Here is a 12,739-nt window from a genome sequence, read left to right on the forward strand (position 1 = left end):
CAGAAAAATATTGGACTTGAGTTATTCGAAAAATATTTGACGGTTGAAGGTAAACTTCAACCGTTTTTTATTACTCATCGTCTAACAAGCTTAATTGTACTCCAAGAGCATCCTATGCAGTCATTTCATTGGCCTTCATGAAGGTATTGCTTCAAAATCACGAGGCCTTCTATTACTTGATGGAACTATCCTGCCCAAACCTGCTCATCTTCCATTTCAATCTCCTACCTATTCTCTAATTCCTTCATGCTAAATAGTAAAATTTTCCTAACTTTATCACCAAATAATTGAAACATTATACTTTAAGATGAGTGCAGACTTAAATAAACTTGAACAGATCGCTTCGCAAGTAAGAAGAGACATCGTTCGTATGGTGCATGCATGTCAATCTGGCCACCCAGGCGGTTCGTTAGGTTGTACAGATTATTTCGTAGCATTATACTTCCATGCAATGAAACATGACCCTTCCTTTAATATGGATGGTATTGGAGAGGATTTATTCTTCTTGTCCAATGGTCATATCTCCCCTGTTTTCTACAGCACCTTAGCTCGAGCAGGTTATTTTCCAGTAAGCGAACTGGCGACATTCAGAAAAATCAATTCCCGTCTTCAAGGACATCCAACCACGCACGAGCATCTACCAGGTATTCGTATTGCGTCTGGTTCATTAGGACAAGGTCTATCAGCGGCTATTGGTGCCGCACAAGCGAAGAAATTAAACAATGACACAAATTTAGTTTATGTGTTAATGGGTGATGGTGAATTGCAAGAAGGTCAAGTTTGGGAAGCTGCAATGTATGCTCCACACAACAAAGTGGACAACTTGATTGCTGCAGTTGATTACAATAGAGCGCAGATTGATGGTTCTACGGATGAGGTATTGTCTTTAGGTAATTTACGTGCTAAATGGGAAGCATTCGGATGGGATGTTCTCGAAGTGGCTAACGGAAATAACTTAGCGGAAATTATCGCAGGATTGGATACAGCTAAATCTCGTACTGGTCAAGGAAAACCCGTAATCATCTTATTACACACTGAAATGGGTAATGGAGTAGATTACATGATGGGATCTCACAAATGGCACGGTGTTGCTCCAAATGATGAGCAATTGGAATTGGCCTTAAATCAACTACCAAGTACCATAGGCGATTATTAATCAAAACCACCGTACTATTAGCATTTCGAATAGGAAATAAGACGATTATAGACTATTGGATTTCATAATCAAGACATGAAAAAATACACTTACACAGAATCAAAAGATACACGTTCAGGTTTCGGAGCTGGCTTATTAGAAGCTGGTAAACAAAACGAAAATGTGGTTGCACTATGTGCCGACCTTATCGGATCCCTAAAAATGAACGATTTTATAAAAGCATACCCTGAGCGCTTTTTCCAAATAGGTATTGCTGAAGCAAACATGATGGGCATCGCCGCAGGTCTTACCATTGGTGGTAAAATTCCATTCACTGGAACTTTTGCGAACTTCTCTACCGGTCGTGTTTACGATCAAATTCGTCAATCTATCGCTTACTCTGGTAAAAATGTGAAAATTTGTGCTTCACATGCTGGATTGACTTTAGGAGAAGATGGTGCTACCCACCAAATCTTGGAAGATATTGGCTTAATGAAGATGTTACCTGGTATGACCGTAATTAATCCTTGCGATTATAACCAAACAAAAGCAGCAACAATTGCGTTAGTAGACCATGAAGGTCCAGTGTACCTACGCTTTGGCCGTCCGGTAGTTCCTAATTTTACCCCTGCAGATCAAACCTTCGAGATTGGTAAAGCAGTACTATTAAATGAAGGAACAGATGTGACTATTATAGCGACAGGCCACCTGGTTTGGGAAGCTATTCAAGCTGGTGAAGAACTGGAAAAATTGGGCATAAGTGCAGAAATCATCAACATTCACACCATCAAACCATTGGATGAAGAAGCAATTCTTAAATCGGTTGGTAAAACTGGCTGTGTGGTTACTGCAGAAGAACATAATCGCTTAGGTGGATTGGGAGATAGTGTAGCGCAAACTTTAGCAAAGCATTTACCTACACCTCAAGAGTATGTGGCTGTTGACGATAGTTTTGGTGAGTCCGGAACTCCAGCTCAATTGATGGAGAAATATGGTCTTAATGCCGCAAACATCGTTAATGCAGCACGAAAAGTAATTAGCAGAAAATAATATTCTATGGAAGATGCCCTGATAATTGCAAAATTCGCCGATGAAAGTACTCGTGAAGAGGCCTTCCGCCTTTTGCTAAAGAAATATCAGCAGAAAATCTATTGGCATGTTCGTCGTATGGTTATTGACCATGATGATGCCGATGATGTTGTGCAAGATATTTTTATAAAGGTTTGGCGAAATCTGGAAAAATTTAGGGAAGATTCTCAACTCTATACTTGGCTATATCGCATAGCTACGAATGAGTGTATTACCTTTTTGAATAAGAAAAAACAAAAGCAGAACATTTCATTGGATGATGAAAGTTCTGCTTATCTTTCTGATTCATTAGCTGATGGTGCTTATTTCAATGGAGATAAAGCACAGATGAAATTGCAACAGGCTATTTTAACTTTGCCTGATAAGCAAAGGCTCGTATTCAATATGAAATATTTTGAAGATATGAAATACGAAGAGATGTCGGAAGTTTTGGGAACAAGTGTGGGTGCATTAAAAGCTTCATACCATCTCGCTGTCAAAAAAATAGAGAACTTTTTTAATGCTCATGATTAAACCTTTCGGGGCTAAAACTATCTATTAAGGTACTATGAAGGAAAATAACACATATTTCGAAAACACAGGAAGCAACAACTTACCTAATTCGCTGCGTGTCAACCCTTTCATTGTACCCGACAATTACTTCGATGATTTTAAAGATCATTTGCAAGCTCGTATCAATCTTGATACAATCAACTCGCAACATAACGAAGGTTTTACTATTCCTAATGGATATTTCGACAACCTTTCATCGCAAGTAATTAGTAACATCAAGGTTGGACAACTGAAAGCGGAATCTGCTTTATCTGTTCCTGAACATTACTTTGATGAACTTACCGAACAGGTACTCGCTCAAACAAAAATTGATGCGATGAACTCAGTACTACCTACTGTACCTGATGGATACTTTGATGGATTAAGTGATCGAATTTTAGAAAAAGTTACTGCTGATACATTTCCTGTACTGCGCAAAGAAGATGGTTTCACCGTTCCGCTTGGCTATATGGAGGAAAACGAAGAAGCGATCATGGCTCATATTACAGTGCAAGGTTGGAAAGAAAATATCGGAACTACTGGTTTCCAAGTTCCGCAAGGATATTTTGATCAATTGACTGATCGTGTGATGGATGAAACACAAATTCCGGCACCTATTCAATTACCAAAAAGAAAAACCATACCTGCAACGAGTCCATTTAAAAAATACGCTTGGTTTTCTGCAGCAACCGCTGCTTGTATTGCTGCTATTGTTACGGTAGGAAACTATCATGCAACAGACAAAAATCCAGTAACTGCGACGACAAGTTCATTAGAAGGAATTCCAGATGAAGAAATAATTCGTTATCTTTCCAATTATAGTGACGCATCAGACCTTGCTGAATTTGCGGAGTATATTTATGAACCTAAAGATTCAAAAGGTATTGGTAGTGAAATCGCTGATGAGGAGTTAGAAAATTATTTAAATTACGCATTATAATGGTTTCTTTTAAACATATTATAACCACCTGTTGCCTATTTTGCTTGGTGACTTTGTTTGCGAATGCTCAATCACGTCAAGAACGGTTTGAAGCAATCGAAAATCAAAAAGTTGCTTTTATTACAAAGCATCTTAAATTATCTCCTGCAGAGGCACAACGCTTTTTTCCGCTTTACAACCAATATTCTAAAGAAATATTGGCGATCAAGTCGAAAAAAAGCAAAAGTGTGGAAGCTAGTAGAGGCAACTTCAATTCATTTAGAAAAGAGGATGACATTTTGGAATACGATTCGAAGGAGGTAGAAACCAAGAAAGTATTCCGCAGCAAATTTGCCGATGTTATTGGACAAGCTCGAGCTTCTCAATTCTTTGCCGTCGAACAAGAATTTATCAAACTTCTTTATAAAGAGTTAGATAGCAGAAATATAAAACATGAATAAAAGAAGCTCCAAATTGGAGCTTCTTTTTTATCCTTAAAATTCCTACATTTCGTCCGAAAACACCAGTAATCGTAAGGTTCATGATTTTAAACCTTCGTATTGGTGATTTATAGAAATGGTACACAACACATGATTAGTAATAGAGAATTATTTTTAAAAAATACGGCCCAAACATCCAATTCCCCTCGCCTTATCGAAGTGGAACGTGCAGAAGGTATTTATTTGTATGGCCCTGATGGAAAATCTTATATGGATTTGGTATCAGGATTTAATGTGAGCAATATTGGACATCGACATCCAAAGGTCTTAGAGGCTATTCAGGATCAACTCAGTAAGTTTATGCATGTTACGGTATATGGGGAATTTGTTCAAGCGCCTCAGGTACATTTTGCAACTGAATTATTGGCACAACTCCCCTCTTCGTTTGGTTCGGTCTATTTCACAAATTCTGGGGCAGAAGCCGTGGAAGGTGCAATGAAGATCGCCAAGAAATTTACTGGAAGAAGAGAAATTATTGCCGCCAGAAAAGCGTACCATGGTAGTACTCAAGGCGCCTTAAGCCTCATCGGAAATGATGCTTATCGCGAAGCGTATGCTCCTTTACTTCCTGAGGTTTCTTTTATAACTTATAATGATCTTCAGGATTTGGATTTAATCAGCGATAAGACCGCAGCTGTCTTCATGGAAGCCATACAAGGGGAAGCTGGTATTCGTGTTCCTGATCGCGCTTACATGCAAGCTCTACGGGATAAATGCACGGCTTGTGGAACCTTATTAATATTCGATGAGATACAAACTGGATTTGGAAGGACGGGTAAACTTTTTGCCTTTGAGCATTTTGGAATTGTTCCCGATATCTTAATGTTAGCTAAAGGGATAGGGGGTGGAATGCCGATTGGCGCTTTTGTATCGGCTAAAGAAATCATGGATGTTATAAAAGACAACCCCATGCTTGGACATATTACGACCTTCGGCGGGCATCCGGTAAGTTGTTCCGCAGCAAGAGCTTCCTTAAAAGTAATATTAGCAGAAAATCTAATTCCACAGGTGGAAGAAAAGGCACAGCTCTTTCGATCTGAGCTTGACATTCCTCAAATTAAAGAGATTCGGGGCTTAGGACTCATGATGTGTTTGCAGCTCGAAAGTTTTGAACAGGTTTATGCCGTGAGTAATTATTGTGCTGAACAAGGGATTATTATCGATTGGTATTTGCACTGTGAAACTGCCCTTCGCGTTGCTCCTCCACTGACGATAAGCAAGGAGGAGATTAAAACGGCTTGTAAAATTATTCGAGAGGCAATTGCCAAATTCTGTTAGTTTCCTTATCTTGTTCTCTATATCAACCTATATAAACTAATAATGGATAATAGAAGAGATTTTTTGAAGAAAAGCCTACTCGGAATAACAGCTGCTGGACTTGGTTCAAGCATCGTATATGCGGAAGATTTTTCAGGCAATAAAGCTGGAAAATTAAGCATCTCCCAAAATGATGTCATCCTTTTTCAAGGTGACTCAATCACGGATGCAGGCCGTAATAAAAACAACGATCAACCCAATAATGCCAATGCATTTGGGGATGGTTATGCATTATTAGCAGCAAGTGCGCTATTGCGGGATCATGCTGCAAAAAATATCAAAGTTTATAATCGTGGAATTAGTGGCAATCGCGTGCCTGATTTATTAAATCGTTGGGATAAGGATGCCATCGCTTTAAAACCTAACATCATCAGCATTATGATTGGTGTGAACGATTTTTGGAGAACTAAAGATTCAGGAGCAAGCAATACGCCTCAAAAATATAAGGATCAATACAAACAACTGTTAGAAAAAACATTGACCTCCTTGCCTGGTGTTAAACTAATAATCATAGAGCCATTTGGAGTGAAAGATGTTAATCATGTGAAAGATGAATGGTTTCCAGATTTCCCGAACTATCAACAAGCATCAAGGGAAATCGCCAAAGAGTTTAAAACATTGTTCTTACCTTATCAGCAAATTTTCGATAAGGCATTGAAACAAAATAATGGTGCTTATTGGACTACCGATGGAGTACATACCACCCTAGCTGGCGCAAGCTTAATGGCAGATGCTTGGTTAGGATTGATTAAATAATTGAGGAATACAATAAAAAAGCGGTCAGTTTGATATCAAACTGACCGCTTTTTTTGCATATTAAAGTACGCGGACTAGTAATCCTTTAAGGTATTCGCTCTCTGGAAAGGATGCCCGAACTGGATGATCTTCCGGTTGACAATATTGATAGATAAATTGGATTTCTTTTCCTGCATCTAAAGCTGCCCATGCAATAACTTGTTTAAAGGTATCGATATCCATAGCGCCAGAACAGGAATAGGTAGCTAATAAGCCGCCACTATTCAATAGCATCAGTCCACGGCGATTTAAATCTTTATAGGCTCTTGATGCTTTTTCTAATGCTGATCTTGAAGGTGCATATTTAGGGGGATCCAATACAATGAGATCAAACTTCTCGCCTTGTTCGCCTAATTCTCTTAAATATTTATTGACATCAGACTGCACTGCTTGATGTTTTGACAGTTCAAATCCGTTGTTTTTGACATTATTGATTAGGGTTTCGATCGCCAATGCAGAACTATCTACCGAAGTCACTGATACCGCTCCTTCTCGCAACGCATTTAAGGTAAATCCTCCTGAATAACAGAAACAATCCAATACTTTTTTACCTTTAGCATACCTCGCTGTAATGGCTCTGTTTTCTCGTTGATCGCAGTAAAAACCGGACTTTTGTCCTTCGACAATGTTAACTTGATAATGAATACCATTTTCTACAATGTCCACAAATTCAGGTGGTGTTTGTCCGTATCGACTAGCGTTATCATCTGCTAAGCCTTCGTATTCCCTTGATTTTAAATCGCTGCGCTCATAAACACCTATAGGTTTCAATAGTTGAACTAATTCATCGACTAGGATGCCCTTCACACGTTCGATTCCTACGGAATGAACTTGGATCGAAATATAGTCGGCGTATTTATCGACAATTAGTCCTGGGAGGAAATCAGCCTCCGCAAAAATTAATCGAACGGTATTATTGTGTTCATTTAATAAGGTTAAACGGTTGTTTACAGATTTACCAACGCGCATTCTCCACCATGCTTCATTGATTTCCTTTTTAGGATCCCATTCCAATAGCCTTACTGCGACCCTGGAATTCCCATTAAACATTCCGTAAGCGATGAATTCATCGGCTTGGTTATACACTGAAACAATGTCTCCATTGCTGGGCTCACCAACACTGGAAGCTATGGCTCCTGAAAAAATCCAAGGATGTAATTGCCATGCTGCTTTATCTTTTCCTTTATTCAGGATTATTTTTTTCATGTGTGCAAAAGTAAGTAGAATCACAAGATATTATATGGAATTCATGCGAATTTTTGCAATAAGCTCTCCTGGTTAAGTCGCCTTTACAAAATTGAAGCTGAAAAATCGAGCAATCCGCAAAAAAAAGAGACGCATAAAGCGTCTCTCCAACAGTAAATATGATCCATAAATCATAAAATTAGTACCGGTTGTTATTGATTGTCCAATAAATATTGTTTGAATTGTTCGTAATTAACGTTCATCTCAGTTGCAAGTTTAGGCTTATTGGAAAATTGCGCTGCTCCTTTTGGTAAAGTCACCTGGCTATAGACTTCTGGCGCTATAGCTTCTGGAAATTTACAAGGATGGGCTGTCGATAAAAACACAGACGCATATTCTCCCGGTTGATCTTTTCTATAAGCTTCAGATGCTAAGTAAGCTATGGCGGTATGTGGGCAGGCTACATATTGATAGCGTTGGAAGATCTCTTGCATCGCCGCAACTGTTTCTGCATCATCATAAGTATAGGAGCTGATATGCTGGGTTAATGCTGTTAAATCCTGTGCAAACAAGTCTTGAATACGCACCCAATTGCTTGGATTGCCTACATCCATTGCGTTCGCTAAGGTTTGAACGGAAGGTTTTGGATCATACGCTCCCGAAGATAAAAAGCGAGGAACTGTATCATTCACATTTGTTCCCGCAACAAAATGTTTTACAGGCAAACCCATACGTTGAGCCAATAAACCCGCTGCGATATTACCGAAATTACCGCTAGGTACAGTAAATACAACCTCATTGATGCCCTGTGCACGTAATTGTGCATAGGTCCAGAAATAGTAAAATGTCTGTGGAATTAATCGCGCTATATTGATTGAGTTTGCGGAGGTTAACCGCAACTCTTGATTAAGAAACTCATCATTGAAAGCCTGCTTTACCAATGCTTGACAATCATCAAAAGTACCATCAACTTCTAGCGCACGGATATTTTGCCCGTTAGTGGTTAATTGCTCTTCCTGTACTTTGGATACTTTTCCCTTGGGATATAGAATGGTCACTCGAGTTCCCGCTACACCTAGAAAGCCAAGGGCCACCGCACCTCCCGTATCACCTGAGGTAGCTACTAACACATCCAATAGTTGATCTCCTTGCTTGGAAAAATAACCCATCACACGGCTCATAAAACGTGCTCCAAAATCTTTGAAGGCATAGCTAGGTCCATGGAATAGTTCCAAGACGGCAGTCTCCGGATTAAGGAATTTAACAGGTGCGTCAAAATCTATCGCTTCATAAACTATTTTCTTTAAATCTTGCTCTGGAATATCGTCCCCAATAATCGCTTGTGCGATCTTGAATGCTATTTCTTGCAAGGAATATTGTTGGATATTTTTAATAAAATAGGGATCAAGTTGAGGGATATGCTCATGCATATACAAACCGCCATCTTGCGGCAGGGAATTGAAAACCGCATCCTGGAAGGATACGCGTAAATCTTTATTATTTGTACTGTAAAATTTCATGTTAATTAAGATTTGTTGAGAAGTTTAGGACCTTGTGTATTCACTGCAGAAACATATTGAAAACTTTCAATGCCATGCTTTGCCAAGTGCGCCTGAATGCGGTCAACTGCCAGTTGCGCATCTTCCTTACCCTTGCAGATCGCTACAACAGAAGGACCAGATCCTGAGATCCCAAAAGAAAGGGCATTCGATTCCAATGCGATACGTTTCATTTCATAAAACTCAGGAATTAAGATCGCACGAGTTGGTTCAATTAATACATCATGCATACTGCGACTGATAAGTTCATAATCAGCACGAAAAAGCCCCGCTATTAAGCCTGCAATATTTCCCCATTGCGTTACTGCATCTTTTAATCGAACTTTCTCTTTTATCAATTGACGAGCATCTCTGGTAGGCACATCCACTTGTGGAAATACAATTCCCGCTACTAAATCTTCTGGAACAGGCAAAGCAATGATATCCAATGGCTCATAGCCACGAATCAAAGTGATTCCTCCCATCAATGCGGGTGCCACATTATCTGCATGCCCATGTCCACAAGCCAGTCGTTCTCCCTCCACGCAATAAGGCATTAGTGCATCTTTACTTAAGGGTTCTCCTAATAAAGCGTTGATGGCAAATAAACCTGCGACCGTACTAGCCGAACTAGACCCTAAACCAGAACCAATAGGCATATGCTTAGTCAACTCAATTTCAATACCGATAGCATCCGTCAATCCTAAATCCGCCAATAACAACTTTACACAAGCACTTACGGTATTTTTATCCGGATCCAATGGAAGTCTACCATCATCTCCTGCTATGGATTTGATTCTTACGCCCTTTTCTGCCACCTGACGCATGAAAACCTCATCGCCTGGCGCATCTACCGCAAAACCTAAAACATCAAAGCCACAAATCATATTCGCTACCGTAGCTGGCGCAAATACACGGACTTCTTTCAGCCATTTAGACTGATCTATATGAATATTTTCCTTTAAACTAGGAACTTCTAAATTAGACATGTTGAATTATTATTTTTTTCAGTTTTCCCTTAAGCCCCTACATTCACTAAATCCGCAAATACACCAGCGGCAGTTACTTCAGCACCAGCACCAGGACCTTTAACTACCAATGGGCGGTCTTTATATCGTTCTGTGGTAAATGAAATAATATTATCACTTCCAGAAAGCGCATAGAATGGATGATACTCATCTACAAACTCCAGGTTTATAGACACTTGACCATTTTCTAATTTACCAATATAACGTATTACCTTAGCTTCCTGATTCGCCTTATTCTTCAAATCATTGAAATATTCTTCCGATTTCAATAGCTCCACATAAAATTCATCCACTGAAGATGCTTTTAAGCAGTTCTCAGGAAGGATATTCCCCAATTGAACATCCGATGACTCAATGTTATTGCCTGCATCTCTAGCGAGGATAAGCATTTTTCTCATAAAATCTATACCACCCAAGTCATCACGAGGATCAGGCTCCGTATATCCTAACTCTTGTGCCTTTTTCACAACCTCATAAAAAGAAGCATCTCCTTTGAAATTATTAAAGATATAAGAGATTGTTCCCGATAATATCGCTTCAATTTTTAGCAATCGATCTCCAGACAACATTAAGTCTTTCAATACACGTACGATAGGCAATCCAGCCCCCACATTGGTTTCATAAAAGAAATCGACCCCATGCTTGCGCGCAGTTTCATGTAACAATTTATATTGTTCCAAACTACCAGAATTCGCAATTTTATTACAAGTAACAATGGATATATTCGATTTAAAAATATCTAAGTAATAACTTGAAGGCAATTTACTAGCTGTGTTATCAATGAATACACAATTTGGAAGATTCATAGCTTTCATTTTAGAAATGAAAGTTCCCAAATCAGCAACTTCACCTCCTTCATCCAATTGTGTATCCCAAGTTGATAAATCAATCCCTTCCGGATTAAATAACATTTTCCGTGAATTGGATATTCCAGCTACTTTGATTTCGATATCGTTATGATCTAACAAGAAATCATGTTGCTCGTGCAATTGCCTAAACAATGTGGATCCAATATTTCCCGTTCCCACATTAAACACATACAATGTCTTTTTCAATTCGGCAAAGAAAGCATCGTGAACAGCATTTAATGCTTTCGATAAATCCTCTTTATTGATGATAACTGAAATATTAAACTCCGAAGAACCTTGAGCGATAGCACGCACGTTGATACCATTTCTACCCAACGAGTGAAACAATTTACCAGACATACCTGGAGTACGTTTCATATTTTCACCTACAATTGCTAGGATAGACAAATCTTCTTCCACAATTGGAGCCGCCAATTTATTAGCCAATAATTCTAACTCAAATTCCGAAGCGATTAATTGAACCGCCTTTTGAGCATCACTAGGATTCACAGCAAAGGTTATGCTGTGTTCAGACGAAGACTGCGTAATTAAAATCACATTAATCATCTCACGAGCCAACAAGGTAAATAATCGACCGCTAAAGCCTGATTTACCCACCATACCAGAACCCGTTAAATTGATTACCGAAACATCCGATATAGAAGATATCCCCTTAATTGGGAAATCAGATTTTCCACTTTCAAATTGAATCACCGTCCCTGGAAATTCCGGCTGAAAGGTATTGCGTATCACAATAGGAATCTTCTTCATAAAAGCAGGAACCATTGTTGGAGGATAAATAACCTTCGCTCCAAAATAAGATAATTCCATTGCTTCCGTATACGATAAAATAGGAAGTGAAAACGCTTTTTTTACAATCCGAGGATCAGCAGTCAACATACCATTTACATCCGTCCATATTTCAATTGCCGAAGCATTCAAAACCGAACCAAAAATCGCAGCGGTATAATCCGAACCTCCACGACCTAAAGTCGTAATCCTTCCCGCATCGTTTGAACCAATAAAACCCGTTACAAAAAGTAATTTATCCGAATGCGTCTGTGCCAATGCTTGAATCAGTTGATTACTGAGTTCCTCATTCAAATGTGCATTTCCAAAATTAGAATCTGTTTTTACATAATGAGACGCATTGATGTATAAAGCATCAGCAACCTCTTGTTCCATAATTTTAGAAACCAAATAATTGCTACAGCGCTCCCCATATGAAATAATCAAATCTTTACTTTGATTGCTCAACTCGCGCAAAGCATTCACACCTTGTAAAAGATCTTCCAATTCATTCACCAATAATTTCAGCTTCGTCAATACAGGATTTTGAAATTTAATGGCTATTAATTTCTTCACCACTTCAAAATGCCGATCTTCTAAGGTTTTCAAGTCTGTGCTAAAAGATTTACCCTCGGCAGCATCTTCTGCCATTTTGGTCAAAAGATTCGTAATTCCTGACATAGCCGATAATACAACTAAAGGCTTTTCACCAGCATCATACGATGTCTTTACAATCTTCAATACAGCTTGGATACTTTCTACGGAACCTACGGATGTCCCGCCAAATTTTAAAATTTTCATGTGTTCTTTCCTCTGTTTATATTCTGTTAGTTTGTTGCTATATAATAAAGAAGCCTTCCCCGATGGAGGAAGGCTTCTTTTATATGTACTATATACTATACAATAGATTTACTTCCTCCTGAGATTATGCCCGGTGGTAATAATAATTGTAGTAATAATAGTGTTAAAATTCATGAATTTTATTTTGAATGACCAAATATATTATTAATATTTTTAAAAATACCAACTTTTGTTATTTTTTTTCCAAAAGTAAGCCCCATACTA

11 protein-coding genes are annotated in these 12,739 nt (G+C 38.7%); 7 read left to right on the plus strand and 4 right to left on the minus strand.

Annotation, left to right across the window (positions count from 1 at the left end; all coding sequences use genetic code 11):
• Positions 1–307 precede the first annotated feature (307 nt).
• From ACFRAE_RS06245 to ACFRAE_RS06275, 7 genes are all read left to right on the plus strand, one after another.
• Entirely contained in the window at positions 308–1,156 is an 849-nt protein-coding gene (locus ACFRAE_RS06245) for a transketolase (protein WP_422796270.1), read from the plus strand.
• A gap of 75 nt (positions 1,157–1,231) precedes the next feature.
• Positions 1,232–2,185 (plus strand): transketolase family protein, encoded by a 954-nt coding sequence (locus ACFRAE_RS06250; protein WP_422796271.1) that lies wholly within the window; start codon positions 1,232–1,234, stop codon positions 2,183–2,185.
• A gap of 6 nt (positions 2,186–2,191) precedes the next feature.
• Complete coding sequence (locus tag ACFRAE_RS06255) at positions 2,192–2,737, plus strand: RNA polymerase sigma factor (protein WP_422796272.1); 546 nt, start codon at positions 2,192–2,194, stop codon at positions 2,735–2,737.
• Between the two features lie 34 nt (positions 2,738–2,771).
• On the plus strand, positions 2,772–3,695 hold the full coding sequence (locus tag ACFRAE_RS06260) for a hypothetical protein (protein WP_422796273.1): 924 nt from the start codon (positions 2,772–2,774) through the stop codon (positions 3,693–3,695).
• Entirely contained in the window at positions 3,695–4,135 is a 441-nt protein-coding gene (locus ACFRAE_RS06265) for a hypothetical protein (RefSeq protein WP_422796274.1), read from the plus strand. The genes ACFRAE_RS06260 and ACFRAE_RS06265 overlap by 1 nt, the downstream gene beginning before the upstream one ends.
• Positions 4,136–4,264: 129 nt before the next feature.
• Positions 4,265–5,452, plus strand: coding sequence for an aspartate aminotransferase family protein (locus tag ACFRAE_RS06270; RefSeq protein ID WP_422796275.1), 1,188 nt, complete (start codon positions 4,265–4,267; stop codon positions 5,450–5,452).
• A 42-nt stretch (positions 5,453–5,494) separates the two neighbouring features.
• On the plus strand, positions 5,495–6,247 hold the full coding sequence (locus tag ACFRAE_RS06275) for an SGNH/GDSL hydrolase family protein (RefSeq protein WP_422796276.1): 753 nt from the start codon (positions 5,495–5,497) through the stop codon (positions 6,245–6,247).
• A gap of 60 nt (positions 6,248–6,307) precedes the next feature.
• On the opposite strand, the gene ACFRAE_RS06280 is transcribed toward ACFRAE_RS06275, so the two are convergent.
• From ACFRAE_RS06280 to thrA, 4 genes are all read right to left on the minus strand, one after another.
• Positions 6,308–7,492, minus strand: coding sequence for a class I SAM-dependent rRNA methyltransferase (locus ACFRAE_RS06280; protein ID WP_422796277.1), 1,185 nt, complete (start codon positions 7,490–7,492; stop codon positions 6,308–6,310).
• 191 nt (positions 7,493–7,683) lie between these two features.
• Positions 7,684–8,991: a threonine synthase gene (thrC, locus tag ACFRAE_RS06285; RefSeq protein ID WP_422796278.1), complete on the minus strand. Its 1,308-nt coding sequence runs from the start codon at positions 8,989–8,991 to the stop codon at positions 7,684–7,686.
• A gap of 5 nt (positions 8,992–8,996) precedes the next feature.
• Complete coding sequence (locus ACFRAE_RS06290) at positions 8,997–9,998, minus strand: homoserine kinase (RefSeq protein WP_422796279.1); 1,002 nt, start codon at positions 9,996–9,998, stop codon at positions 8,997–8,999.
• A gap of 29 nt (positions 9,999–10,027) precedes the next feature.
• Positions 10,028–12,475 carry a bifunctional aspartate kinase/homoserine dehydrogenase I gene (thrA, locus tag ACFRAE_RS06295; RefSeq protein WP_422796280.1) on the minus strand — a complete coding sequence of 816 codons (2,448 nt, stop codon included), beginning with the start codon at positions 12,473–12,475 and terminating at the stop codon, positions 10,028–10,030.
• Between the last annotated feature and the right edge of the window lie 264 nt (positions 12,476–12,739).

This window comes from Sphingobacterium sp. HJSM2_6, from assembly GCF_049316305.1.
Taxonomy (GTDB): Bacteria; Bacteroidota; Bacteroidia; order Sphingobacteriales; family Sphingobacteriaceae; genus Sphingobacterium.